22 protein-coding genes are annotated in these 25570 nt (G+C 48.7%); 4 read left to right on the forward strand and 18 right to left on the reverse strand.

Annotated elements, in window-relative coordinates; translation table 11 throughout:
* Positions 1–79: 79 nt before the first annotated feature.
* The 5 genes from DTHIO_RS02000 to DTHIO_RS02020 all read right to left on the reverse strand — a co-directional run bounded on the left by DTHIO_RS02000 (position 80) and on the right by DTHIO_RS02020 (position 3642).
* Positions 80–274: a DUF2281 domain-containing protein gene (locus DTHIO_RS02000; protein ID WP_008868683.1), complete on the reverse strand. Its 195-nt coding sequence runs from the start codon at positions 272–274 to the stop codon at positions 80–82.
* 28 nt (positions 275–302) lie between these two features.
* Positions 303–512 (reverse strand): hypothetical protein, encoded by a 210-nt coding sequence (locus DTHIO_RS02005; protein WP_040417398.1) that lies wholly within the window; start codon positions 510–512, stop codon positions 303–305.
* A gap of 510 nt (positions 513–1022) precedes the next feature.
* Complete coding sequence (gene istB, locus DTHIO_RS02010) at positions 1023–1784, reverse strand: IS21-like element helper ATPase IstB (protein WP_008868684.1); 762 nt, start codon at positions 1782–1784, stop codon at positions 1023–1025.
* Complete coding sequence (gene istA, locus DTHIO_RS02015) at positions 1781–3256, reverse strand: IS21 family transposase (RefSeq protein ID WP_008868685.1); 1476 nt, start codon at positions 3254–3256, stop codon at positions 1781–1783. The genes istB and istA overlap by 4 nt, the downstream gene beginning before the upstream one ends.
* Positions 3253–3642, reverse strand: a complete 390-nt coding sequence (locus DTHIO_RS02020; RefSeq protein ID WP_008868686.1) for a helix-turn-helix domain-containing protein — start codon at positions 3640–3642, stop codon at positions 3253–3255. Before DTHIO_RS02020 ends, istA begins: the two co-directional genes overlap by 4 nt.
* 250 nt (positions 3643–3892) lie before the next feature.
* Between DTHIO_RS02020 and DTHIO_RS21305 the strand changes: the two genes are divergently transcribed.
* Positions 3893–4252, forward strand: a complete 360-nt coding sequence (locus DTHIO_RS21305; RefSeq protein ID WP_153305077.1) for a hypothetical protein — start codon at positions 3893–3895, stop codon at positions 4250–4252.
* Positions 4253–4302: 50 nt separating this feature from the next.
* On the opposite strand, the gene DTHIO_RS02030 is transcribed toward DTHIO_RS21305, so the two are convergent.
* Positions 4303–5133, reverse strand: a complete 831-nt coding sequence (locus DTHIO_RS02030) for a hypothetical protein (protein WP_161598619.1) — start codon at positions 5131–5133, stop codon at positions 4303–4305.
* A gap of 133 nt (positions 5134–5266) precedes the next feature.
* Between DTHIO_RS02030 and DTHIO_RS22865 the strand changes: the two genes are divergently transcribed.
* The 3 genes from DTHIO_RS22865 to DTHIO_RS21310 are packed head-to-tail and all read left to right on the forward strand — an operon-like array spanning position 5267 to position 6003.
* Positions 5267–5467, forward strand: coding sequence for a ribbon-helix-helix protein, CopG family (locus DTHIO_RS22865; protein ID WP_008868689.1), 201 nt, complete (start codon positions 5267–5269; stop codon positions 5465–5467).
* Entirely contained in the window at positions 5457–5858 is a 402-nt protein-coding gene (locus tag DTHIO_RS19430) for a hypothetical protein (protein WP_008868690.1), read from the forward strand. Before DTHIO_RS22865 ends, DTHIO_RS19430 begins: the two co-directional genes overlap by 11 nt.
* The gene (locus DTHIO_RS21310) at positions 5848–6003 is read left to right on the forward strand and encodes a hypothetical protein (protein ID WP_153305057.1); all 156 of its coding nucleotides are present in this window, start codon (positions 5848–5850) and stop codon (positions 6001–6003) included. Before DTHIO_RS19430 ends, DTHIO_RS21310 begins: the two co-directional genes overlap by 11 nt.
* A gap of 33 nt (positions 6004–6036) precedes the next feature.
* On the opposite strand, the gene DTHIO_RS02045 is transcribed toward DTHIO_RS21310, so the two are convergent.
* The 12 genes from DTHIO_RS02045 to DTHIO_RS02105 all read right to left on the reverse strand — a co-directional run bounded on the left by DTHIO_RS02045 (position 6037) and on the right by DTHIO_RS02105 (position 25483).
* Positions 6037–8781, reverse strand: a complete 2745-nt coding sequence (locus DTHIO_RS02045) for a DNA polymerase (protein WP_008868691.1) — start codon at positions 8779–8781, stop codon at positions 6037–6039.
* 346 nt (positions 8782–9127) lie between these two features.
* Entirely contained in the window at positions 9128–10648 is a 1521-nt protein-coding gene (locus DTHIO_RS02050; RefSeq protein ID WP_008868692.1) for a helix-turn-helix domain-containing protein, read from the reverse strand.
* On the reverse strand, positions 10614–11018 hold the full coding sequence (locus tag DTHIO_RS02055; RefSeq protein ID WP_008868693.1) for a helix-turn-helix domain-containing protein: 405 nt from the start codon (positions 11016–11018) through the stop codon (positions 10614–10616). Before DTHIO_RS02055 ends, DTHIO_RS02050 begins: the two co-directional genes overlap by 35 nt.
* A 437-nt stretch (positions 11019–11455) precedes the next feature.
* Entirely contained in the window at positions 11456–12379 is a 924-nt protein-coding gene (locus DTHIO_RS02060; RefSeq protein WP_008868694.1) for a hypothetical protein, read from the reverse strand.
* A gap of 293 nt (positions 12380–12672) precedes the next feature.
* Positions 12673–13845 carry a site-specific integrase gene (locus tag DTHIO_RS02065; RefSeq protein WP_008868695.1) on the reverse strand — a complete coding sequence of 391 codons (1173 nt, stop codon included), beginning with the start codon at positions 13843–13845 and terminating at the stop codon, positions 12673–12675.
* A gap of 213 nt (positions 13846–14058) precedes the next feature.
* Entirely contained in the window at positions 14059–14274 is a 216-nt protein-coding gene (locus tag DTHIO_RS02070) for a hypothetical protein (RefSeq protein WP_008868696.1), read from the reverse strand.
* Position 14275: 1 nt separating this feature from the next.
* Positions 14276–14914, reverse strand: coding sequence for an NYN domain-containing protein (locus DTHIO_RS02075; RefSeq protein WP_008868697.1), 639 nt, complete (start codon positions 14912–14914; stop codon positions 14276–14278).
* 5 nt (positions 14915–14919) lie between these two features.
* Entirely contained in the window at positions 14920–15639 is a 720-nt protein-coding gene (locus DTHIO_RS02080) for a sugar phosphate nucleotidyltransferase (RefSeq protein ID WP_008868698.1), read from the reverse strand.
* Positions 15636–16349: a SapC family protein gene (locus DTHIO_RS02085; RefSeq protein ID WP_008868699.1), complete on the reverse strand. Its 714-nt coding sequence runs from the start codon at positions 16347–16349 to the stop codon at positions 15636–15638. The genes DTHIO_RS02080 and DTHIO_RS02085 overlap by 4 nt, the downstream gene beginning before the upstream one ends.
* Before the next feature lie 65 nt (positions 16350–16414).
* Positions 16415–18286, reverse strand: coding sequence for a hypothetical protein (locus tag DTHIO_RS02090; RefSeq protein ID WP_008868700.1), 1872 nt, complete (start codon positions 18284–18286; stop codon positions 16415–16417).
* A gap of 832 nt (positions 18287–19118) precedes the next feature.
* A complete protein-coding gene (locus DTHIO_RS23080) occupies positions 19119–19691 on the reverse strand; it encodes an AAA family ATPase (protein WP_244156288.1) in 573 nt (190 codons plus the stop codon).
* A gap of 26 nt (positions 19692–19717) precedes the next feature.
* The gene (locus tag DTHIO_RS02105; protein ID WP_008868702.1) at positions 19718–25483 is read right to left on the reverse strand and encodes a peptidoglycan DD-metalloendopeptidase family protein; all 5766 of its coding nucleotides are present in this window, start codon (positions 25481–25483) and stop codon (positions 19718–19720) included.
* Positions 25484–25570: the final 87 nt, after the last annotated feature.

Here is a 25570-nt window from a genome sequence, read left to right on the forward strand (position 1 = left end):
GCTCATACACTTCTGAATGTAACGCTCCGAAGCGACCAGCGAAAAGACCTGCATTTAAGGAAAAGGCACCAGCAAAACTTCACCTGGATGGTACATTGTTCCAGGCCTCGTCTTCTTCATTGCTCCATATTTGTTCCATACTGATCAACTGGGCTTTCAACAAACTGTCCTGCTCCGCCTTGTGCTTCAAAAAGCGAGCATAGTTCAGGACTTCCCTTTGAAGCGGCTCAGGAAGCTGCTTTATCTCATTAATTACAACTTCTGTCGTGTTCATAGCTGACCTCCTTTTCTACACTTAATAACTAAGCCCCTGATTTGCAACCCTTTCCCACCTCATAGTCAGGATCAGTCCAGGGAGTTTTGCCGGTAAGCGCATTCCAGAGCATCCGCAAGGCTCCGGTTTTCTCATGGTAATGCACATAGCAGGCCTGCAGCTCATGGATAAGAGCACCTTTGGCGACACCGGGCCGCTCCGCCAAAATCAGATCAGGGCATACCCTGTCTGTGAACATGCTGGGAGCAGTAAATTCAAGTCTGGCCCAGTCGCTTCATAGAATACAAACCCTCCACACCGCCAACGGGGGTTCACCCGGTTAAACCCTGCTACGCAGGAGGCCTTACGGCCTGTTTAACCGGGTAAACTCGCAACATAATGTCCCCTTCTTCCCTACGCCACTACGCCAGCTGCCGTGAAATTTTTTCTGCTTACGCACGTCTGCCGAAAGCACACCCAAGCTTTACCTGTTTCAGCTGCCCTGTATTATCTCTGTAGCGCAGATAATACGTGGCCTTTCCGCTGGATCTTACCTCCAGCAGAAAACCTGATACCTGTGTGTCGAAATAATCTGTCTTGGGTTTATCGTTGGTGGGAAGTGGTGGGTTCTCAACGAAAGATTGTTTTAGATGTACCTTTTGTTAGCGCCGGCTTGAAGATGCCATAAAACGCCGGTTTAAAAATGTTGTTTTGGAGCAACCGCCAGCTCCAGACATAAAGGTTGATGCCGGCGGTTGCCTATGCGGAGCTATTGTTCCTGAACCTGGTCTTTCATCCGATAGCTTTTGCCTTCAATGAGGACGGTTTCGGCATGGTGCAGAAGTCTGTCCAACATGGCTGAGGTCAGGGTGCTGTCGTTGTTGAACACCTCGGGCCATTTCTTGAAGGCTCTGTTGGTGGTCAGGATGGTTGATTTTTGTTCGTAGCGCTGGCTTATAACCTGGAAGAGCAGGTCTGCACCTTGCTTGTCTATGGGCAGGTAGCCAAGCTCATCCAGAATGAGCAGTTCAGGACTTACATATTTCTTGAGCTCTGTTTTGAGCTTGTGTGCAGCCTGTGCGGCCGAGAGGGTGTTTATGACATCTATGGTGGTGGCAAACAGTACAGAATACTTTTCCAGGCATGCACTGTAACCCAGGGCTGTGGCTATGTGTGACTTGCCCAGGCCTACTCCTCCGAGGATTATTATGTTGGCCTTGTCCTTCATAAATCCAAGGCGAAAGAGGTTTTGGATGGCCGGGCGGTTGATCTTGGTCGGCCATGTCCAGTCGAAGTTCTCCATGGTTTTTATGCCTGGGAAACGGGCCATCCTGATACGGCGTTGGATGGAGCGATCATGCCTGGCATCTGCTTCTGCCTGGACCAGCCTGGCCAGATAGCCCAGATGATCCCAGTTCTGCCTGGCAGCCTTGTCAGCCGCCGGCCTGTACTGCTCTTTTATACAGGTCAGCTTGAGCAGCTGGAGATTTTCTTCCAGCCTGTGCACCTCGCTTTGGTGTTTGTTGGTCATGGGTTTTTCTCCTTGGGTTTGTCGTAAATACTTAGATCAGGGTCTTTGACTTCAATATCCAGCAGATCCTCTCGCCTGGTCAGATGCAGGGCTCCTGGTGCGGGCATGGTCCTGGCTCTTTGCTCCAGGATGTTGGCTACATACTCACAGGAGAAGGCACTGTAGGTGAATGCGTCGTCCATGGCCCTGGACACGGCTTCAGAGCCATAGATTTCGCTTAAGGCTACAATCTTCTGGACATGGTGTTTGATGTTCAAGTGCTTTTTCTCCAACTCAAAGTAATAATCCTTTGCTCTTGGGGACAAAGCCAGGAACCGGGAAAACAATTGCTGATCCCTGGCTGCCCGGCGCTGGGCAATAAGCTCCTGGACATGATCGGGGTCTTCAATGTCCCTTTTTTTGTCAAAGCTGCGGATATGCCTGGCCACAAGATTGTTGCCGTCATAGATGCATAAGCGATCAGGATAAGTCTTCAAGGTCAGGCGTTTGCCTGCGTACCTGGCTGGCACGGAATAGCGGTTGGACTCCAGGGTGATCCGGAACTGCGACGAGGCCCGGACCTGGGTTACGACTCCGATATCATAGGTGTTAACAGGCAGGGGCAAAAGGTGCTCTCTTTCTTCTTCAAGCATGTCCACCGGCTTCTTGCCGGTCTGGGCATGGATACGTACATTGGCTGTTGCCCTGCACCAGTGGCGGGCATAATGGTTGATGGCCCGGTAATCCGGCAGTTCAAGTCCGGCCAGCAAGTTCTTTTTGACATAACCTATGGCATTCTCCACCCGGCCTTTTTCATGGGGCTTTCTGACTCCGCAGGCACTGATCTCAAAACCCCAGTGCTTTGCAAAGTCAAGATATTTGGGATTTAGAACCGGTTTTTGGCCATAGGGGTGCTTGAGCACTGCACATTTCAGGTTGTCCACCATGATTTTTTTGGGAACAGCCCCGAATGCGTCAAAGGCGTTTTGATGACAGGACAGGAAGTGCTCCATGCTTTGGGAGACAGTGAACTCAAGATACATCATCCTGCTGTAGCAAAGGACCATGACAAAGAAGCTGAGATTGCGCCTGCTGTCTCCCACCTGGATGGAGCCGTGATTTCCCCAGTCAACCTGGGCGCACTCTCCTGGGGCAAAGGCCAGACTTAAAAAGGCCCTGGACCTTTTGGGCCTGACTTTGCTTATGTATTCCTTGAGAATGGAGGAGCCTCCTGTATAGCCCTGCTCCTTGATGCTGCGCAAAACCTGGACGGCTGTGTAGGGGTGCTCCTCCAGCATCCTGACGATGGTATCCTTGAAGGGATCAAGCTTGCTTGGTCTTGTTACTGACTTTCTTTGATGAAACTGCTTTGCTTCGAGCCATTTGCCCACTGTACGCGGATCCAGCTGCAGTTCTTTTGCTATCTGGGCCGGGGTAAGTCCTTTTTGTTCATGGTAGTGCTTTATTCTGGCATAAAGCTCATAATCAATCATGTGTTACCCCCGGCAAGTTTTTTGAGAACGTCTGAGAAGTGCACAGGCCCGGCCTGTGCTGTCCTGGCCTGATTTACGGGTGGGACCTGGATGGATAGAACCTGATAAAGCGGTTTCTTCCAGGCAATGAGATCAGCCTGGATCAGATTGAAGCGCGCCTGCTGCAAAGTGACTTCATCCATTCCCAGGCGCTGCATGACAATGGGGTCGGAGTAGTAGCTAAGCCCCTGCTGATCGCCCACGGTCACCAGGAACAGGTACAAGGCTGCTGCAGCATGGCTTAACCTCTCAATATGACCGTCACGAACCAGCCTGTGGTCCACCCAGCTGAACTGTCTGGGAACCTTGCGCAGTCTCTGGGGATGAATCGGATACTTTTGGTACATGAAATCCTCCTTTGGGGTTGTTGATGACGTCACAGCCCAGGGTGTACATCTGTCGGGCGGCCCTGACGATGTCATCTTGTAACGCACTCCCGCATAAGGAGGAGATTAGTCCTATAATAACAGATGGTTGCGTGATCCAGTGATCTTGTAACGTTTCCTCAACACGTTGATTTTCAACACTTTTTGGGAGGCAGTGATCTTGTAACGTTTGCTTGGGAGCAGTGGTCTTGCGCCTGGCATATCCGGGATTTTGCTTTCTCCAGTTCCGGACCCTGTCCACATGGGCCGGTCCCCGGAAATAATCCCTGTTTTCAGGCTTATCCAGCCAGGCCTTTTGACTGGCTTTCTTACTGGCTGCCCGACAAGGCACTTTGGAGCAGTATTTTTGCTTGCCCCTGTTTCGATAGTCAGGACAAAAGGCTTCGCCACAGTGCAGGCAGACAACTTGTTGGCTTTGTTTGCGACCCAAGAACTTACCCTCCTTTGCCTCAGACAGGCAAAGAAGGCAGTAACGGCAAGACAGAAGAAGAGGAAGAAAAAGAAGGACAGAAAAGAAGACAAAATAAAAAATATTTTTTCTTTTCTCTTTCAGAAGAAGATACAAGAATAAGATATAAACAATTTCAAACCGGCATAATTAAGACATATTCAGGTTGGCGCTCACAGTTTTGCAGCGATTCTCGGGGCTGCCGGAGTGGCTATGGTGGATTTAATCCTTAGCTGGAACTGATATGTTTCGAGTACTTCCAGAAATTCCCTGGGAGCAAATTTATTGGGCATAAGTCTGGGGAGAAACGATTTGTACCCTTCAACAGCGGGTCTGCCTCGGACCAGTTTTTTGTATTCGGCTTCGGTAAGATCTGAAATCTGCGAGGCATGATCCAGATAGTAAATATGAGTGTTCTGCGTAGGCGCTCCTTGGTTATTATTGCCTCTGTAGGCCATGGTTCTCAAGAATTTGTCTTTGCCTTTCTGCGGAGCTGGGTCTATGCCGTAGAAACGTTCGCTGTCTTTAACCATCACCAGGAAAGCGTTCGTATACTGATGTGGTATTACCCAGGGCCAGCTGAACCTGAAGCCTTTTCCGGTTAGACCTACAGTCAGATCCTGAGTTAACCCCAGCTCATTAAATCTATAGAACAGGCCTTTGGCTACATTGATATTGTACCAGGGAGACTCATGATGGTTTTCGGGGTGCTCCACGTCCAAAATCGGCATGTAAAGCAGTGCCCCGAAGTAATCGATGTACGGCTGCATCCATAAACCATAAACTCCGTTAGTAACCTGATTTTCAATGGAGCCAAAAAAACCATAGATATCATCTATGTTTGTTTTGACCCACTCTGCTTTTGACTCCCACTGAGTTTTCTTGACTGTAATCTGTCCATCTTTTTTGATCTCATCAAAGCTTAAATTGTTCAAATCTGAATTCACCGCAAACACTCCTAAACATAGTTTAGGAAGCGGCATCTTTATTATGCCATCTTCCAATAAAGTATAGGGCGGTGAATCTCAATTTTTAAGTAAATAAATTAAATTTGTTCAAAAAACATTTTTTACTTAAATTTTCTGCAAAACGACATTATACTTTAATATCAACATTTAAACTGAAGGAGTATTTATTATGAAGAAAAGAAGTAGATTTACCTTGAACATTGATGCCCAAACTATAGCTATGTTGGACTCTATTGCCTGCAAGAATCATCTAAGCCGTAGTGCAGTGCTTAGGATGCTACTGCATATGCTAAAGGACTTGCCGAAAGACTATCTGGATGAGATATCTCCACTGGGTAAGTTCCTGAAGGACGGTGCTTATGAGCGGTAATCCAGCAGAACTTATGGGGACGAAGAACCAGGACCTGGGAGTAACCCTACTGCAGCAGGCAGTTAAGGCCTGGGATGTGGATGCAGAAGTAGCCGTAAGTTTTTTTGAGGAGGCTGAGCCTCGTGGGCCGCTAGAAACGATGATGGTTGGCCACATGGCAGCAGCGCACAGCTATGCCATGAAGCTCATGGCTGAGGCCCGGCACTCAATGAACTCGGATGTGGAAAAGGAAAGACTGGAGATGGCCCAGAAACTGATCCGGACCTACACCAGCGCTTACGAAAAGCTGATTAAATCCAGGAAAGGCGGCAACCAGAATGTTCGTGTTGAGCATGTATATGTTGGCGAGGGCGGACAGGCAGTTGTCGGGGGGTATCAAAATGAAAAGTAGGAACAAAACGAATAAACGCCGGGGTGCTCAACCTGGAAACTCCAATGCCAAGAAGCACGGCTGGTACAGTGAAGAGAAATCCCAGGAAAGGGAGAGGATTCTACAGGCAAGAAGAGTCCTCGAGGACCTGATCAGGCAGATGTAAAAAATAAGGCGGGGAATCCCCGCCTTATTTTTTTTAAGCGCACTCACCGTAATTTGGCCCCTTACCTACATCATACTTCCACTCCACCGGCAGCCAGGGAAACTTATTCTTGGTGTTTTCTGTGATTACCTGGTCCAGAAGCTCTGTCACACCGGCAGTATCTTTGGGTAATTGAAAAAGTATGGAGTCGTGAACAGTCAAGAGGACCCTGCCACCCAGAGGTTTAATGGCATCATCTAAGTCTACCAGGTTGGTGTTTACAATATCAGCCGAAGTAGTCTGAATTCTGCAGTTGATGGCCTGCCTGAATGCTTTGAATTTCTGGTGGTTATCAACCCCTAACATTGGAAATCGTCTTCTGCGCCCAGTGTATGTATATACGAACCTGTGTGCCCGGGCGAAAGCCCTGGTCTTTTCCATGTACTCTTTTACTTTGGGGTATTCTTCAAAGAATTTATTCAGGTACTGCTTGGCTTCGTCTTCGCTTACTTTTATTCGGGATTCAGCCCAGAGCTGTTTGCTTAAGCTCGTGGCTCCCATGGAATAAACAGTTCCAAAGTTAATCTTTTTCCCCAGCTGGCGCAGCTTATGCTGCTCTGACGTCTTATCTTCCTTGGCTGCCTTTATTTCCTCATAGGTAAAATCAGATATCTTGGCAGCAGTCAGACTGTGAATATCCAGGCCTTGATTAAAGGCCTCAATCAAGGTTTCATCCTTGCTGTAACCACAAAGAACCCTTAGCTCGGCATTGGCAATATCCAGATCAAAAATGTCATATTCCTCTGAGTCGGGCAGAAACAGTGACTTGACGTTCAAGTCAATTTCTTTCAGGTAGGCCGGAGCGTTTTGCAGTCCCTTGTTTGCGCTGAGCCTATATGTGGCTGTTCCATGCTGATTCAAGGAGAAATGAAGCCTTCCGTCATATTCAATTTCACCCCGCCAGTTGATGAAGTAGGTTTCCCTTACTTTTTCCACCCTGCGAAGTATCAGCAGATCTCTTATAAACTCGTCCTCGTTTTTTTCATATAGCACTTCCATGGAGTTTTTGTCGGTACTAAAGTCACCTGTTTTCGTGTATTTTACTGGCTCATATCTTTTTTCCTTAAAGAGCACTCTCTTTAGATCCCCGGAACTTGAGCTCAAATTTATTTTCCTGCCTATGCTGGAAAATATCCGGTCTTTTAATTCCGGGATCTTCGCATCAACCCGGGCTATGAAGTCTTCGAGCTTTTCCCTGTCTATGCGTATGCCCTGGTACTCCATCTCAGATATTTTGGGAGCCAGGGGCATAGTCATAAAGCGAAGTGTTTTTGCCAAATCTGTTGTTTTTTCAGCAATTTCAAGTCTCTTTATCTGCGTATAATCTTCTTCCATTTTTCTATACTGCTCAGTAAAGATCACCCTGGTTACCATGGCATCCATTGCTGCATAGGGCAGAAGGATTTCTCTGGGCAGATCGCCGTAATTTACCTTCCTGGCAACAGAGCCTGGTATATCCAGAATCTCCGGGGGGAGCTTCTTGAGGACCTTAAACAGGCTTTTGGTATATGCTTTTGAGACAGCTTTTTTCCTGCCGTTTTGAACTGTCTTAATCTTTTCCAGACCTTCAATTTCCGGCAGGTCAATATACCTCTGCCTCACCCAGTCTTTTAAAAGCTCTTTTCTTTGCTCGTCAGTCTTTTCCTGCCATTTGGTGAAATAATCCTGCAGTGCCTGTTCATGTTTTTCCTTGGCCTCTTTGTCGAACTTATTCTGGATATCAGCCAGGGCTTTTTCCAGCTCTTCGTCATACCCTGCAAGCTCGGGGATATAATCCCTGGTCAGATTTTTAAGGCCGTATTCATTTTTCTTGTCCTCATCGAGTAAGTGCTCTAACAGCATTACATCAAAGTCAAAGAAGGGAATATCTAACCCATACCTGTAATTCAGCCATTTGTAGTCGAACTTGGCGTTGGCGGCGCAGGTCACTGTGTATTCCGGATCGAGAACTTCCTCCAGCTTACTCAGCACTTGATCCTGCTTTTCCTTGTTCAAACCGTGCTCATGGTGATCGAAGTAAAATGCCAGGCCCTGCCCCTTCTTCCAGGAAAGGGAGATGGCAATCATTTTCTCTTCCAGTCTGTAGGGTTCAAGGGAGGTTGTTTCAGTATCCACGGATACAAGCTTTTTCATCGTTCCAGCCCTGGTAGCTTCCCTGGCTTTCTCCAGAGCAGACATTATCTCCTCAAAGGTTTCCGGGGTCTCAAGCTGATAATCGAGGTTGTTTATTGTACCATCAACTATGGCAGCTGCCTTCTTGACATCTGCCTGGATACAGCTCGCCAAACCCGGCTCCTTGTAGGCTGTCCCTGCACTGTAGGATGCAACCGCTTTTACCGGGTGTCCTTCAACGTTTAGCTCTATTATATTTCCCCTGATCGCTAACTGGTTTTTATTGATGCCAAAAGCTCTTGCAGCATTTACCCCCAGCAGAAGAAGCGCCTTGGGTTTGGTCCTGGATACAATTTCGTGGAGCCTGGGGCTACAGTGGGAAATATCCTGTGCCTTAACACTATCCTCCGGTTTACACCCCAGAGCGAACTCTTGCCCTACAGTGTAGCTTGGTTTAAGCCTGCGAATCTGATCCAGCACAGCCAGGTACTGCGACGCAGTGTAATGCCCCCGCCTGCAATCTACCTTTCCCGGGGCATCCCCTACCACGAGAATATCCAGCTCGCCTCTGTCCTTGCCGTTATACCTGGTCTGGCCCTTATGCCTGCATTCGTCACAGATTGTCATAGTCAATCCTCCATTATGATGTTTTACTTAGAGTATAACGTCAGGATTTTGATTTTTTAAGTAATTCGTAGAAAAAAGTTGGCACCGAACACAGAAAAGCATGTTATTTCGGATGGATATCTTAGGGTGTTAGGGTGTTCGGCTGTTTTCCGGGGAGAATGTGTATGTGTATATATCCGGCTATGGCACCGAACACCCTAACAGGTTGCCACAAACAACTGTTATTTCAGGAGATATGGATATCTGACGTGTGCAGAGCGGGAGCTAAACACCCGAACAGGTAGAGATAAAGTGCTGAAATGATTAAGGGCACCCCTATTCAGGGTGCCCTCGAGGAAATGTGTGCTTATGCAGCAGATCTGAAGGGATCAATAGCGTGTGCCGGTTCAGGGCGGGCAGTAGTGTCTTCCAGTTCCAGGTCGTAAAATTTGTAGAACTCCCCGCCTACATCCCACCGGGAATCGAGGGTGAGTTCATATGGGGTTGGCAGTGCTGGCCCCTGCTCAACCTTGAGGTAGGCTTTGCCCCTCTTCTGAGCTTTTTTCAGCAACAGATCATTGCTGAACCGCTGCTCCTGCTCATCTACCCAGTATATGTACCCCGACTCGATGTTGCGCTTGATCCAGTCGGATAAAGTAGACTTTTTTCCTCCCATTTTCTGGATCAGCTCTTTTGGAGTCCTGGGGCCTTGTTGCTCCAGGATGATCAGTATTTCGTCTGTCAGCCTCTCGAACTCGCCAACGTCCTCCAGGAATGTGTTCTTGAACAGTTGATAAACGATGGCGTAATCCCCAATCTCAGCTACCAGCATTTTGTCATCGCAGAGCTGTCTTTGCTCCTGGTGCACGATGGTCACTGTCTTTATCGCATGTAGAATTCTGGAGAATGCTCTTCTGGCTGTTGTCGGCATGCTGTCAGTGTTCATGCAGTTAAAAATCTGCTCAGCATACGGTATTTTTACATCGTACGATTCCAACATTTCATGAAACAGCTTCCAGGCCTGCGTATCCAAATCCTGCTTATCACCGGCTGCAGCCAGGACTTTCTGTCTTAGAATCTCCTGGGTCTGCTCTTCGGAAGTGTTTGGATGCAGGGCAAACATCCGGTCGGCTATCTGTTTTTCCAGCTTGTCTTTGACCGTAGTGGTAATCAAAGACATGGGGCCTTTCACAGTGTAGGTTACCGTTGTCAGTTTCCCGGCTACCCGCTCCTGTTTAGTGTATGTAATGAACCCTTCTGACTGCAGAGTTCTGATGGCCTGGGTTACCTCGCTCTCGCGCTCCAAGATGTGGGCTTCAGTGACTATCAGTGCCTTGTACTGCAGGAAATCACCCATTCCTGCGAAAGCCTTGCTGCTGGCGCTGGTGATTAAGAAGTAAGTGCTTTTTGGGTAAAGTTCCAGGGCCTTGAACACAATCTCGGACTTACCGCATCCCTGATGCCCGGCAATCATGGAGAACAGGGTTTCTTTCACCGGGTTCAGCCGGCTATCCAAGGTAACCAGGGCCATGCCGATATTCCTGGTTTCCCCAACCAGGCCCAGCTCTTCCACGGCCTTAATCCGTTTCCTGAACAGTGCCGGGTCCCTGGCAAGCTCCTGGGAGGCTGCCGCAATTTCCGGGTCCACCACCAAGAGTTCATCTTCTTCCTCTTGCTCCAGCAAGGTCACGCTGTCGTGATAAAGCTCGTTCACAGCTTTCTTGGTGGATTTGGTCCGCTTCTTGATCTTCTTCAGGTAATGCTCCTGCATATGCCTTTCCTGCTGTGCAATCAAAGGCATAATCTTGTCTTTAAGCATTCCTTGAGCCTGAGCCAGGTTTTCAGGTAAAAGGTCAATCATTTCGTCGATTTTCTGGTGGTTTTTCATTCATTCTCCTTTGTTTAAGTTTGTTGATGCCCACCATCAGGTAGGAATCAAAGCTGAGTTGCTGCCACAGGTTATTCACTGAAATTCCCTGGGCGTTAGCGATGCCAAACAGCATACCCACAAGCCCTGCTGCTGCGGATATGCCACCGTCCGATTCGATTGTTTCCTTTATCACCTCCTTTAATTCCTGATGTTCGCCGACCTGCAGAAGGAACTCCACTTTCTTCTTGTGGGCACCGCCTGGGACCTCTTCTCGCTGCTCCCATTTAGATTCGGTGTTGTGATCCACCAGGACCAGTTTGCCGAATTCCTTCTGATTCAGACCGAGTTCCTCTCGCAGTGCGCGAATCTTGGGGCCTACTTTTTTCATGTCTTACCTCCTTAGGCTTTCATAGATAGATGAAGGCAATGTAAAGGCGAACACATCTAATGTCAAGTAGGTGATCGTCTATTTTTTCACCTTTTTTTGCTGATACAATTATTTCAATGTGTTACAGGATAATTTTTTTTGAGGGCTGGATCAGACATACCTTCCCTGATTTTTCTCCCAACTCTCCCAAATCCTGCACTGGCGTGTGTTTAATCCGGGAATAAGGTCTCCCAGGTTAACCCACCGTTTTCCCACTACCAGGCACCGCTTTGGGAGAAATGGGCAGGAATTATATAAAAGATGTCTGGGTATTTTTTGGGAGGCGGTAAAGACATCCCACTGCATGTATAGTATACACTTTGGTAGAACTGGCGGGGCTTTGCCTATCTAAAAGAAAGGAAGCCCCGTGGCACTTCCCTTCTTCAGTAAAACGCGTTTCACACTTTGTGCTTTACCATAATATTCCTCAAAGTAGTCCGGCACCACCCTGTCTTCCCACTTAATGTCGGCACTTGGGCCTCATCCAAAACCTTGGCAAGGTGTCCATAACTAACCTGGGGATCTCTTTCCTTCTCGGATAGAATCCACTGAATCACTGCATCCCGGTCCGGCTTTCCGTTCTGGATGCTGGCCTTAACGAATTCCAGGGAGGCGTGTTCGTACCTGGTAGGTGCTGGTGGGTTATCTTGCTGAATCTGCAACTCTTCCAGATCCAGCTCGGTAAGCTTGGGTTCCGACCCTGCCTCGCCGTTTAGCTCATTTTCAAGTCGGCTGATTCGCCGGTTTAAATCTGCAGCCGCCTGCTGGAGTTCTGTGGTAACCTGGTAAAGTTTGGTGATTGTGGAGTTTAGTTGGGTTCTGTGGTCGGACAGTTTATTTTCCATCCTTGAGGTGGCTTCTGATACAATAACCTCCCAATCTGGTTCAGTACATTCGTTCGTTCGTTCATTCATCAGATCATCAGTTCGTTCATTCGTTGGTTCATTGGTTAATTCATTCGTTGGTTCAATCATTAGTTCATTCGTTAAATCATCCGTTCGTTCAATCACTGGTTCGTTCATTCGTTCATTAAATAGTTCATAATGCCATTTCGCCACCCACTCAGCCAGAGAGGGTTCAAACTTATCCCTTTGATTCTCTTGAATTATTTCTACTATCTGCGGCATCACGTACCCTTCATCCTTCAGTGCAAAAACCAGCCTGAAGAAATCTGCATATTCAGCTTGATACTTCGGCGTTCTGCCGATATTTCTGACCTGCAAATTTTCTTCAAAATAATTCTTACAGGAAATCAGCGTGTTATAATTTATTTTTAACTCATTTGCTATCTCTCTGAGCGATAACAGTCCTTTTGTAGTCATTTTGATGATACCTCCTTGTTTTGTGATGAAACTTCGGCTTATAACTGTAGTTAGACTGGGCATATCTACGCTATTCCCTGTAGTTTCTACACCCAACCCCAGACTTCAGCTGTAGTCACACCCCACCCACCAACTCCACCCACCCAACCAACACCCCACTTTCACTCACTTCCTCCAAGCTACTGATTTTCTTCACTCAGCAGAGCCCAAAACCCACCAGCACCCCGACCACCTTCCGTATACCCACCAGGCATCAACGAACTTTTGAAATAAAACCCGCGCCAGCTCTGCAATCACTCCCCATTTTCCACCTTCCGTATACCCACCAGAGAGCCGGCAATTTCGGTGGCTTCTTTAAGCGTATCTTCAGTTAAATGGGCATACCTCTGGGTAGTGGAAAGCTGACTGTGACCCAGTAATTTTTGCACCTCGTAGAGGCTCCTGCCGCTGTTTACCAGGAAACTGGCAAAACTATGACGAAGATCGTGCAAACGAGCACTGGGTATCCCGGCCTGCTTCCTGATTCTGTCCCAGGTATTGTGGAAATGCCTTAGGGGCTTACCTGTCTCAGGGTTGGGAAATACCCACCGGGAACCGTTATCCGCCCTTCTTTTAAGCACCTTGATCGCTGCTTCGGAGAGCGGAACTGTTTTGGGCTTACCGGCCTTGTTGCGCTGTGCTGGCAGTTCCCAGATGCCTCGTTCCATGTCCACTTCCTGCCAGGTGAGCTCCGCTGCCTCGGTCTTGCGGGCTCCGGTAAGCAGCAAAAATTCGATTAAGTCAGGCACAACCTGGCTTTTACAACTGTTCAGGGCCTCTAAAAGTCGGTATACTTCCTCCTGGTTCAGGTAGCGTTCCCTGGCTCCGTTATCTTCCAGCTTACGGGCATTCCTGGTAGGTGCCTTGTCGATAATTTCCCAACGCTCGGCAAGGTTGAAAATGTATTTAACCAGGGCCATATAACGATTCACGGACCCTGCCTTAAGACCGCCTTTTACCAGGTTGTTCTGGAATTCGATTAGATCGTGGGTGTTAATGCTGTTTAATTTCCTGCGGCCCCAGACCCTGAGCATACGCTGCTCAATCATTGTCTGGTCCTGCTCCCAGCTCTTCTTGTAGGTCTTGGCGTATGGCAGGTAACTGTCATACACAAAGTCCTTAAACGTAGGTATGGCCTTGATCTTTTCCTGTTCAGCCTTGGGATCAAAGCCTATCAGAGTCTGGCTTTTCGTAGCCCTGGCCCTGGTTCTGGCTTCATCAAGGCTTAGCGTCTCAGGCGTTCCAAGCTTTACCTGCTTAAGCTGCCCTGTATTATCCCTGTAGCGCAGATAATACGTGGCCTTTCCGCTGGATCTTACCTCCAGCAGAAAACCGGATACCTGTGTGTCGAAATAATCGGTCTTGGGTTTGTCGGTGGGTTTAGGTGGGTTGGTTACGAATTTCGGGGTCAAGTTTTGTCTTGGCATGATTTACCTCCTTGCTTTTAGTTCCTTTAAAACTTTTAACAAGAAGGCTGCCGAATTTTGAATCCACACAAGGCCGAATAACGGCCTTAAAGACTAAAAGATGAGGTAAGGGTCGGATTAAAGGCTGGAAGCCACACACGAAAGCGTGAGGGCTATTCTTGAGGGCGTGAGGGTAAAAAGCCAGCAGAGATATCCCCTACTGGCCTTAATCAATTACTGCTGAGTCTGCTCCCTGGCCTCTTTCAATCTGCTTTCCAACTCCTTCAGACTATTCGCCAGACCGTTCAGGAAGTTACTGGCTTGAGAAGCTGGAATAATCATTGTTCCTGCCTCAACTGTGGAATCGTCTGCTCCACGCTGAGTCAGCATAATCCTCAGGTTGCCATTGGACAAAGTCACTTTCGAAATACCATCAGCAAATACGTGCATCTTAACTCTCCTTATTTCCAAGATTAGTACTTATAAAATCCGCCTGCTCCGAAAGCTCTGAGGAGACAGGGGCATGCATATTATCCAGACATATCTGCACCCCTTCCTGGCGGACCATCTCCATAGCCGGAACCAGGTCTGATCTGTCAGTAATCAGAACAAACATATCCCCGGCTTTTCTGGCTGCAAGGGTGGTCATATCCAGGGCCATCTTAACGCTTATCTGGGTGGTTTCGCTTCCCGGTCGGATATCGCTATCTGACAGGTCATCCACGGTTATCTCCTTTTTCAAAAGGGGAGACACTTTTGAACCTACAATATTCCAGTCCCTGCCGTTCCATTCCATGTTTCCAAGCCTCAGACAGAAATTTGGAGCGTGGCGCAGGCCCTCAAACAGCTGGTGTCTTAACCTTGCACTCTCCAGCCTGGAGAAGTCTATCTCCTTACCGTTCAGGGGAGATGTTCCCCTGGCCTGCAAGGGCCTACAGTCATAATAATAGATACGCACCAGGTAGTCTTTTTGTCTCAGGTGCTTCTGGCAGTATTCCCGGATCTCTCTTGGCTTGTACAGAAAGTGATTTCTTTCCAGCACCCTGCGGCGCATGAACATTCCGTCTGTGAAAATGATTACTTTACGCATATCCCCTACTGATAAAAAGTTACCGGTTTCTCCAATGCATCCAGGTCCTCTTTGGTATTAATACTTACGTAGTCGTTTCCCAGGTTAAAAGACTTCACCGGATGACCGTTATCCACTGCGGTTTGAATCAGGTCCGGCAGAGTCCTTTCCCTGGCTACTGGATGCACCGGTACTGATGCACTATACTCAAGAGCTGAACTCTGAAATACACAGCTGCCGGTTCCCATCCATTTGTTTACAAGCCTTGCCGGTTTCTCCACAAGCCTGTATATAAAACCCTTTTCATCCTGAATAACCGAATAGGGAACCTTCTCGCTGGCCGGCACCACCCCGCAGGAGACACTCAGCTTATGGTGATAGAAGTCCTTTATCATCTCCTGGTATCTGCCTTGCACTACCAGTTCGCTTCCAAACAGCAAAAGAAAATCCTCACTTTCCAGGTCCAACAAAGCTGCCTCAATAGCCCCTACAGGTCCCTTCAGAGGGCTTTGTATCCGGTATTTTACTGTCTTGTCTTGATACTTGGTGCCATAAGCATTGATTATCTGTTCTGCCATATGCCCCACCACAATAATTATCTCATCAATTTCCTTTAGCGATGCAGCAGTGATCAGGCTGTGTTCAATAAGCGGTTTCCCGAACACGGAAAACATGCACTTGTTGTGCTCTTTGGTCTGGGCTTTAAGTCTTTTACCGGGTCCGGCTGCGAGTATCAGGGCTTTCATATCTTTATTTTATCCCAATCAATTTCAAGTTCCTCCATGTTCTCCAGATCCGGCTCCGCCTGTTCTTCCGCAAGTTTCTTAAGCCTCGCCATCTGGGTAAGCGAGTATAACTGACCATACATCACTTTCAAACCGCCGGTATCCCTTAGTTGCACAAAGGCTTCTCCGCTAAGGTCTTTCAGCTTAGCTTCGCTAACTCTATACAAACCGCCGTATCCTTCCCAGGGCTCTATCATGCCAAGCTCATTCAATACAGCACAGGCTCTGTCAGTAACAGCCCTCTCCCTGGCAATCTTTTCCATAAAGTCGATAATCTGCTGCATCTTGGGAGTGGGTTTGCCGTCTTCACCGAACATCGGCTCTGCGCCTACATCCGTGATTAACCCGGAGTTCTCGTCTACACAGACTACCTGCTTTCCTTCCTGAGATTCCGCCAGGTAGAAGGGATGCCCTCTCAGGTATGCAGGAATATAGCTGGTTCTCCACTTGCCTTCCTGAGTTACAAACAGATTCTGCTCTGGTTTTAAGCCCATCAGAGCTGAAAGGATGTACTTGTTCCTGGATATGGTGAAACAGACAGGGAAAGCCGGTACTGCTCTGGGAAGTTCAGAGATAACCAGGGGAACAGTGGTGCGGTTTTTGGCGTGTTGGTAGTTCTTGGGTTGATGGAAATATTTGCCAGCGTGTTTGGTTGTGGATAATGGTTGCATCTGGGTTTTGTAAATGAAAAACCCCGCCCTGGCAAGGTGCCGGAGGGCGGGGTTTTGTTTATCAATTAGCTGACAAAGTTATCGGCAAAGGAAAGATCATCCGAGTTCACTCCGACCAGCGTAATATCGCCATCGAATGTATCACTGCTCGCAACAACATTGCCTCCGTCATCTTTGAACGCGACCAGCACATTGTCCTCATCATCAAGCAAAGCACCATCGATTTCCTCATCCTGGTCGTAATCCTCTGTATAGCTTTCGATGGCATCGAAATACCCGGTAAAATCAAGCTGATCGCTATCCGGATCAAAGCCGTGTTGATCTCGAAAAGCATCGCCGCCACTCATTTGCGTCCCTCCTCGGCCATAGCTTGAAAATGCACGACCATGCGGATCAATTATGTACAGGGTTTCATCCACCAAATCCACACGTAGATCGGTATAATCCCCATCTGCAGCTGATATTGCATCCCTGATATCGTCGGCGAACTGTGCGGATGTACCATCAGTAGCCGTGGCCTCAATGGTTGTATCATTCACATCAAAATACACCGTGGTTTCGTCTTCACTCACCTCGCTGTCGCTAAAATTATCAAGGGTCATCATAGACATGGAGACAGGCACCCAATTGGTACTGGCTTCGCCTATTGTGTTCTCACCTATATCACCTCCGGAAAATTCAAACGTAAACACTCCGGAATCAGAGCTGTTTGCAATATATAAGTTATTCACAGCACCTGATGAGCCTAAAACAATTTCAGCATCTCCTGAATTGGTCAGATAAGCGTCAAGGTTGTCTGAAATCCCCGTTTCAAGCCTTGATCCTGCTGAAAGCTCCAGACTGCCCCCGTAGCTACCTAAAGTCATTTCTTCAGAACCGGCAAGTTTCAAGGTATGCCCATTAAGACTCAAGTTACTTACATCGCTTATCTCAGTTTTAGTTTCAACATCAATAACGAATTCATCAGACAGACTACCTGTGAAGGAATCAATCTTGAACCTGCCTTCGGAGATCTCTCCTTTATCAGGCGTAATAAGCTCTAATCGATTAGCATCTTCCACCCCAAGTCTGTCGCCCAGTTCCAGCTTGTTAATCTTATTGGTGTCAAAGTAATGGCCAGCTAAACGATATGTACCATTAAACCCCTCGATGCCGGTAATATCTATTGGATCATCAGAGCCGCTATAGTCAAACTCGATCTCAATAGTGGCCTGGCTTCCTCTCGTGACGTGGTTCAACTGCTCATGCTGCTCCACGGTCATGGTTAGAGTGTATTCACCATCGTTGAAGTCTACACCAGGGGAAGCGTTACCAAACCCGGTTTCATCAGAAAAAGTCAGGAATTGATCCTCATCATCCTCATCTTCTATCAATACGGTTACTGTTCCACTGCCTTCAAAACCAGTTATACCTTCAAGCTGGCTGCCGGTCAGGATTATCTCGGAATTTACCACCACATTTTCTATATTTTCAAAGTCCTGAGCCTCATCGATCTCGGATACATCCAGGGTACCATTGGTAACCGTGAGTGTACCAATATTCTGAAGGCTGCTGTCTGAGGTCAGCTCGACTGTACCTGCATCAAACTCATAAATCAGATCACCTCCGCCCATGTCTGCATTGAAGGTAATGGTCTTGGTCTCGCCTTCTCCCACATCTGAGGCGTCAACCTTTAGTAGCGACTCTGAGAAAGCGTTAACAGTCACACCGTTCGACTGATCAACTGTCATAGTCGCGGTGTCATCGATATTTCTTAAATCCAGGGTGTGGATGTTGGCGAACTCATCCAGGTCGGTCAGGTCGTAGGAGTCTTTGTCTCCAAATTGCAGGGTGTTCTGGCCGCCGTTGCCATCCAGCACCGCATCTTCCGTAATATGCCCGGGCTTTGCAATCCTGATGGTATCATCATAATCGCCTGCCTGGCCCCCGCCTTCCATGCCGGTCCCTTGCAGGGTATCAACTCAAAGAACCTGTCCCCACTTTCTTCTTACCTTGATCCCGGTGATTATGACGTATCCGCAGAAACAACATGGTATACTGTGGGACGATCATTGCAGATAAAGCCGGCTATTCGGGACATGGAACACCTCCTTCAAGGCTTACGGTTAAGCTGTTGAAACAACATACATCGAAAACCAGCTAAGTTGTCAACTAGCCTGTCCCCGTCCCCACTAATAAATAGCCTGTCTGGCAATGCTTTATCTTCTGGATACTTGTGTGAGGCACATGATTGACAGGTTATCCCTCGTTCCAGAAAATCCGCCTTGCCTGCCAAAGACATTGCCAGCAGAATGAGGTGGACCCATTGTCAAGACCACTTTTTGCCAATTTTAAGCTACAACTGACACAAAAATGGGCAATATGAATGCTTACTTGCCCACGTCAGGCAATGCGTGCAACGGGCAATAAAAAGCCCCACCCTTGGGAATGCGGGTGGGGCTTTTTGGCGGAACATTATATTGCACTCACTTAAGGAACATTGTAGCCGCAAACGCCGTGCTCATTTGAGCGTGGAGAAGGAAAGCAACGAGAGTCGTAAGCGTGCTCGAGAGACCTGGGTGACCGGCGTCTACCGAAGTCTGCATCGCCAAACGCCCAAAGCACCGCTGTCTTATCGAATCGTCCGCGACCTCATACATCAGCCCGAAGCGCCTCGGCATGTCCGCGGCAAGGTCTTCTTCGCACATTTTTGGTGTTATCGACTCCCTTTACCAGCTCCTCTACGGCGGTAACCGTCTGGTCGCTGGTTGGCCCCCAGGCACCGGCTGGTTATTTTTGCTTAAACCTTTGCTGCAGATCGCGCCAGCTTCCGGCGATCGGCGTCACGCAGGTGCTAAACACAGGCCTCTGAGTCAACCGACTGGTGCCTGTGCAGATGGAGGTCGAGCCGGGGATCATGGTCTTGGGGATGGTGCTGGATACGCTATCAGGACGATCCCCCTGTATCACCTGGAGCAGGCGTTCTCCGAAGCGGATCGAGCCGTGCTCCTTGGGCAGACCCTCCCAGCGGGCTACTTCAGTGATGACAACGCCGGCCGGGTGCTTGATCACCTCTTCGCCCGGCAGCAGATCTGGGGTGAACTGCACGCGCTGGAAATCGCCCTCGATGCGCCGCGCCAGCTCCTTGATCGCGGTGGTCTTAGCCAATCCCGGCGCGCCCTCGACCAGCAGATGGCCATCGGCGAGCAGCGCGATCAGCAGGCGCTCGAAAGGTTCTGCCGCACAGGAGGGGAAGGAGAGTGCGCGCTTAGAGCGCAGGCGGCGGTGGCGAGGAACAGGAAAAGCGAACACAGCCACCATGAAAAAAGCCCCCTGCGGTAGCAGAGGGCTCAGATTTTGCATCAGGCTTAATTTGGTCTATGGCAACATTACATGGCCATGACCAATCCATCGTCATAGTGGACGCCAGTCACGTCAACCGTAACCTCATCGTAGTCATCTTGAATTGTGACTCCATCCTCTTGATCCGGGCGATGATCATCGTCTCGCGTGATCATGAACAGTGCATTCAGGTCGCTCTGATTGTCGATCCGAATACCCTCTGGAATATTCGTGTTGTCTTCAGTATAAAGAACAACATCCTGGTCGAAATCAAGGGTCAATCTTGCCTCATAGTCATCTCTGCTTAAGTAATAGTTAACATCCTCTCGGTCAAGTTTAACAAGGTTATCACTATCATAATGATCACCTCGCGTAACGGGATCTGTTACTTCACCCTGTTGGAAATTGACATCCTCGCTCACAACAAAGCCCCCGTCTCTCCATTCATAAACGTCGAGGCCGCCATCATCAACAATCATAGCGGTTTCTAGCTGCAGCGAAACATCTACAGATTCAGTATCGCCGTCACTGTTATTGAGGCTTAGGGATAAAAAGTCACTCCATCCTTCGAGGTCTAGCTCCGGATCACGAATGGTGATTCCCAGAGTGGATAATTGATCTGTTGTCAGTGTCAGCTCACTGATCGTATATGAATCGATGCTGAGGTCGCGCTCAAGCTCGCCATTCTCGTTGATAAAAAAGTTGGCGGTGTCGTACCAGGCTTGGAGGGGGCTCTGATTGAAAGATATAGTGTCTGAAATATATGAGCTACTTTGCCCACCCTCATATCTGAATCCATTACTTTCAAGCGCTCCTTCTGGCATTTTATTTTTTAAAAATACGCTAAGATGGAGATGAGGAGTCATGGTTCCATCGTGTCCAGAAATAGTGCCCAAGGGGTCACCTACTGAAACATTCTCACTAACACTAAGATCTTCATCCCAATTAATATGCATAAACTGCCATACTTTACCATCCTCTTCTTCTATCAATATATAAGATATATTATTATTAGAAATAGTCCAGTCTCTTGTATGAATTACATCTCCATTAACAGGAGAAAATATTTCATCACCTGCAGCGCCCCTAAAATCGTTGGCAATATGGTATCTGCCCTCATATCCCCTACTTACGTACCAATCGTAATATCCTTGATCATGAAAATATCCTGAAGTAATTTTGTGAACCAATGCAGAATGGGTTATGCCGTTTTGGTATATGGCTGATGCCAGGGTTAAACCTACATCTAGCAATATCTCTTCAAAAGAGTCCCTGTCTTCTAATCCAAAATTGCTCCAAAAGTCTTCAGGGATATTGCTATATAAAGTGTTAGCCGGCGATGCAAGATTATAGTTTAATCCCGCGTTTTGACCCTCTAAATCTCCATCTCCACTACTCGCAATATCCCAAACCAACTCCGGCAAGCCCCAGAATTCGCCTTCCTTCACCCTAGTTGCTCCGCCATGTCCTGCTGAGTTTTCAACCTCTAGATGGTACTGGTAACGACCGAGGTCGACGTGGGTGCCAAGCGCATCGCTCAGTTCCTCGGCCGAGACGGTCAGGTAGTTCCCTGCCGTGTCACGCTCCCAGTCAAACGTGGCCAGAACGCTATCGCCATCATCCGGATCCAGTGCTTCTTCGTCCTTGTCGAAGATGGTTACAGTTGCGGTCTCGTAGGGTTTTTCATCATGGCCTGCATCAGCAAATTCACCAAAAATCGAAGTATAGAAAGCCAGGACTTTCGGCTCGTTAACGTTCACATAAGCCCTGTCTCCGCCGCCTTCATCCAGTTCTAAACCATCTTCATCCGTTCGGTTGACAAGTTCATACGAATCGTCTGAATTATCTTTTGCTACTGAAAATACGAGGTTATCTTCATCTTCGAAGGAGAGTTGCAACCGTACCTCATAGGCACCGTGCAATGAATGCGGATCGCTCCACTCACCATCTTCGTCATAAAATCCTAAGTCATCATCATGTACCGAGAAACTCCCGTCTCTAATCAAATCTTCCAAAGACTCGTCTTCGCTTACACGGCTAACAAGGCTTACTTCTATGACCTGTTCCCCGTCGTACGTCCACAGCTCAAGATTTACGTTTTCGACATCATCAATGATGCTGTCGTCGATATCGTAGACCACCTCCAGTCGGTCCCAGACATTGTGGTTCAGGCTAACGAGCTCGATGGGCTGCGTATCCAAACCCTCTACTATCGCCTCAGCCAACCCTTCAGTATCCTCAACGAGATCCGTCAAGGTCCACTCATCGTCATCCTCGAAACTGATGTTTTCGATTAGGGTGGCACTGGCACTCAGGGCATCAATAATATTATCAGCAGATAAATCCGACACGTCGAAACCGGCCAGGTCGCCAATCGGCAGCAGGCTCACAGGATCAGACTCAATCTTTAGCCATCCCAGATTTTCCTTCTCTGCGTCCAGTATCGGCGGCAAATCGACTTCCCAGTTGTCGGGATCAAACTGAGGGATATCAATGGGCGCGTCCTCAACAGAAACCCAGGAGATCTCATGATCTTCGCGTGTGCCAGGCAGTTCCAAAGTGTCCGCGTTACCGGAGCCAATGATGATGTTGGTGCCACCTCCACCATCAATGGTGTTCTCGCCCCCGTAACCCCAAATGACATTGTTGAGGCGATTGCCTGTGATCTGGTCATCACCCTGCGTGCCCACCACCGTCTGGATGGCCGGCTGGTCTATGGTACCAATGGCTTCCAGGATTGCAGCGGTCACATCGTCTGTCCTGCCGGCCAGAGGTACTATGCTGCCCCGGCCTATATAATCCAGGAGCTCTTCATAGTCGTCTCGATACCAGTCATAATTCTGGAGCAGGATCACGGGGTAGATGTCAGCCCCATCCAGAGCCTCCTTGACCTGCGTCCGGGTGGGGAAGTCCTCACCTGTCCCTGGAGGGCCAATGACGTCCGGAGGATTGTCTTCATCGCCTTTCCAGCGCCTAAGAGTCGTGGTGCCGTCATTGGGCGGAATCTCCTGTTCGAGTGTCTCATTCATGATTGGGCCTTCATGGAAATCAACATCTGTTGCGATGATAGCAACCTTGGTCGCACCTGCCCTGAACCCGATACTGTTTTCATAGGTATCATCATACGGATTACCCCGAAGGCCGATCTGCTGCAGGGCGGAGAGCTGTGATTCGGGGGCATCACCCCCCCACCGCACTTCCATAAGTTCGTCGTCAAAGACTGCTTCCACAAAACGGTCTGCATTGCTGGTCATGTCCAGCTTTTCTTCAAAGGGGTATTCGGGGGTGTCGCCCCCGCCGCCCCCCAGTGTGGTATCAAATACATCCTGCAGGGGCTTATCAATGAAGCCACTCAGGCCGAAGTTTGTGTTGGGCTGTACTTCTCGAAGCTGCTCCATGAGACTTGGATCATCGCCATCAGGGTCCACATGACTGCGCAGAGTGGCGACATCCGTTCCAAATGAGCCGGACAGGTCCTGGGACAGATGCACATCCAACGCACCCCGCCCAGCAGCTTCGCCGCCCACCACTACAGTGATGCCAACAGCTTCGTCTTCTCCAGTGCCTCCCTCTCTCAGGTCCAGGGCGACTCCCTCGGAAATAAGGCTCAAATCCAGTATATCATCTGATGGAGATGCATGGATGGTATTATCGCTGCCCTCTTCAAGGCGGTATATATTCTGGCCGCCACCGCCCTCGATTACGTTGCTTCCGCCGCCGGGAAGAAAAAGCTGGTCGCTTGTATTACCCACAAGGTAATCATCCCCAGGACCACCTTCTATAACGTCAGCATCCCTGTCGCTATCCCTGACTTCATCAACTTCTCGAACTCCGCTTCTATCCGAGTCCGCACCGTCTGCATCCTTAAGGCCCAGACCTCGCTCCACCACCATACCTTCACGAAGATCAAGGGCTCCCTCCCGGGCCGCAATGGTCCCTGTACCTGAAAGCGACCGAACTCCGCCCAGACTGGATATGGATGCACTCACACCCTCTGCTACATGCAGGCGGGAAACCCCAGAAAATTCACTGAGATCAATTTCAACTGCTTCACCGGAAACCACGCGCAAAGTACTGCCACCGTCACCTTTTATGAAATCCATGCCCTCTATATCTGAGGCATCCGCAGTAACATCGGAGTTAATCTCAAGAAAATTGACATTTTCCAGCTCAAAGTTGCTGATATCAGCCACACCATAAACATGCAGGGTATTGGTGCCGCCTGCTCCGTTTATGACCTGAGCGGAACCACCTGCGTCTTCATCAAAATTATAACCAACCAGGTCAGTCAACTGTGTCCCTAAAAGAGCAGTATGCTCAGGCTCGTTGGTTTTGCTGGCGCCTCGAAGGTCTCCCACAACCACAAAATGATCATCCCCGTCTGTACCCATGAAGGTATTTACTTCATCGTTGCCGCGCACGGCAATATTGCCTGTGTTGTCCACAAAAACAGATTCCTCCACATCCAGACTCGAGACATGAGCCCATATAGCGCCGCCGGGTAACCCGTCCTCATGGTTGCCCCCGGACAGGGTCAAGTCATCAATGGTTATATTGTGATCAGGGGCATCCAGTTCGAATATGCGGGAGTGATCCTCCGCATCCAGGGTAACATCCCCGGTAATGGTCAAATCATGGTCCAGATCATAGCTCAGGGGACCATGCGACTCAAAACCCTCTCCTCCAATATCTGCCTGAACATGAATGATCAGCTCTCCTTCCGGTCCCAATAAATCATCGCTGTCTTCCAAGGCTTTTTGCAATTCCTCATAAGTACTTACTTCGTATCCATCCGGGCTCACCTCAAAATCCAGTTCATACTCGGCGTCTTCCTGCCACCACCATTCACCGGTTTCATTGCTTACCCGGACGTAATATTCCCCGGGGTCCAACTCGGTCTGGATGGAGTCTTTATCTTCTTTCACGGTTTCCAGGGAATCCCCTTCATCACCCTCGCGCAAAAGATCCAGGGAAACATTTCCCGTGGCTTCGAGTCCTACTTCGGCATCCACGTCCAGCTCAAATTTATAGAAATGGTCTTCACCTGCAGGGACTTCTTCCTGGAAAGACTTGCCTTCTTCACTGACAGCCTCCCAGATATCTATAACCCTGGCTGCATCAGGGTCTTGGCCCGGCTCATCCGGGCGTCCCGCTTCAGCAGTGTTCAGGCCCAGGCTGTATTCGGTCTTATCCTGCCACCACCACCTGCTATCCTGGTGCTCCACTACTACCTTGTACTCGCCGGCATCAAGTGAATCTTTTTGAAGAAAATCTTCACCTTCCTGCAACTTTTCGCCCTGGCTATCTTTGAGCGTTAAAGAGACACTGCCGGTTGCTTCAATATCAATTGCCCGGGCTTCATCCAGTTCAAACTGGTAATAATGACTGCCATCCCCGGGTTGAAGGGTAGCCTCCCTGTCTTCTTCAAGGACAAGCTCAACTGCTTCATCAGGATCATCGGCAGGCAAGAAATCCAAAGGGGTAATATCCAGGTGGTATTCGGTCTTATCCTGCCACCACCAACTGCCGGCTTCATTTTCCACCTGGATGTAGTAACTCCTGCCTTCTTCAAGACCCCCGTAACGTATCCCCTGATCTCCACTTGCCAGAGTATTACCATCTTCATCCTGAAGCTCTACAGAGACATCGCCCTTGGTTACATGGATCTCCATAGCGGATTGATCGGCATCAAACTGGTAGTAATGGTACTCTTGAGGCGAGAGATGAAAAGCAAAGGACTTTTCCTGGGTTAATTCAATCAATCTGGCCTCATCTCGAGTGCCACCAGGATAATTCGTACCATCAGAACTCATGCTTACCTCCTTTAAGTTAGTGAATAGAATTGTGGCTTCAAAAATAAAAAAAGCCCGTCTCCGCCATCAAAGGCAGAAACGGGCTTA

Origin of the sequence: Desulfonatronospira thiodismutans ASO3-1 (genome assembly GCF_000174435.1) — a bacterium.
In the GTDB taxonomy this organism is placed as follows: Bacteria; Desulfobacterota; Desulfovibrionia; order Desulfovibrionales; family Desulfonatronovibrionaceae; genus Desulfonatronospira; species Desulfonatronospira thiodismutans.

Coding starts and splice junctions, on each gene's coding strand:
- DTHIO_RS02000 (WP_008868683.1), bottom strand. CDS start 274: ATGAACACGACAGAAGTTGTAATTAATGAGATAAAGCAGCTTCCTGAG.
- DTHIO_RS02005 (WP_040417398.1), bottom strand. CDS start 512: ATGTTCACAGACAGGGTATGCCCTGATCTGATTTTGGCGGAGCGGCCC.
- istB (WP_008868684.1), bottom strand. CDS start 1,784: ATGACCAACAAACACCAAAGCGAGGTGCACAGGCTGGAAGAAAATCTC.
- istA (WP_008868685.1), bottom strand. CDS start 3,256: ATGATTGATTATGAGCTTTATGCCAGAATAAAGCACTACCATGAACAA.
- DTHIO_RS02020 (WP_008868686.1), bottom strand. CDS start 3,642: ATGTACCAAAAGTATCCGATTCATCCCCAGAGACTGCGCAAGGTTCCC.
- DTHIO_RS22865 (WP_008868689.1), top strand. CDS start 5,267: ATGAAGAAAAGAAGTAGATTTACCTTGAACATTGATGCCCAAACTATA.
- DTHIO_RS19430 (WP_008868690.1), top strand. CDS start 5,457: ATGAGCGGTAATCCAGCAGAACTTATGGGGACGAAGAACCAGGACCTG.
- DTHIO_RS21310 (WP_153305057.1), top strand. CDS start 5,848: ATGAAAAGTAGGAACAAAACGAATAAACGCCGGGGTGCTCAACCTGGA.
- DTHIO_RS02045 (WP_008868691.1), bottom strand. CDS start 8,781: ATGACAATCTGTGACGAATGCAGGCATAAGGGCCAGACCAGGTATAAC.
- DTHIO_RS02050 (WP_008868692.1), bottom strand. CDS start 10,648: ATGAAAAACCACCAGAAAATCGACGAAATGATTGACCTTTTACCTGAA.
- DTHIO_RS02055 (WP_008868693.1), bottom strand. CDS start 11,018: ATGAAAAAAGTAGGCCCCAAGATTCGCGCACTGCGAGAGGAACTCGGT.
- DTHIO_RS02060 (WP_008868694.1), bottom strand. CDS start 12,379: ATGACTACAAAAGGACTGTTATCGCTCAGAGAGATAGCAAATGAGTTA.
- DTHIO_RS02065 (WP_008868695.1), bottom strand. CDS start 13,845: ATGCCAAGACAAAACTTGACCCCGAAATTCGTAACCAACCCACCTAAA.
- DTHIO_RS02070 (WP_008868696.1), bottom strand. CDS start 14,274: ATGCACGTATTTGCTGATGGTATTTCGAAAGTGACTTTGTCCAATGGC.
- DTHIO_RS02075 (WP_008868697.1), bottom strand. CDS start 14,914: ATGCGTAAAGTAATCATTTTCACAGACGGAATGTTCATGCGCCGCAGG.
- DTHIO_RS02080 (WP_008868698.1), bottom strand. CDS start 15,639: ATGAAAGCCCTGATACTCGCAGCCGGACCCGGTAAAAGACTTAAAGCC.
- DTHIO_RS02085 (WP_008868699.1), bottom strand. CDS start 16,349: ATGCAACCATTATCCACAACCAAACACGCTGGCAAATATTTCCATCAA.
- DTHIO_RS02090 (WP_008868700.1), bottom strand. CDS start 18,286: ATGGAAGGCGGGGGCCAGGCAGGCGATTATGATGATACCATCAGGATT.
- DTHIO_RS23080 (WP_244156288.1), bottom strand. CDS start 19,691: ATGCAAAATCTGAGCCCTCTGCTACCGCAGGGGGCTTTTTTCATGGTG.
- DTHIO_RS02105 (WP_008868702.1), bottom strand. CDS start 25,483: ATGAGTTCTGATGGTACGAATTATCCTGGTGGCACTCGAGATGAGGCC.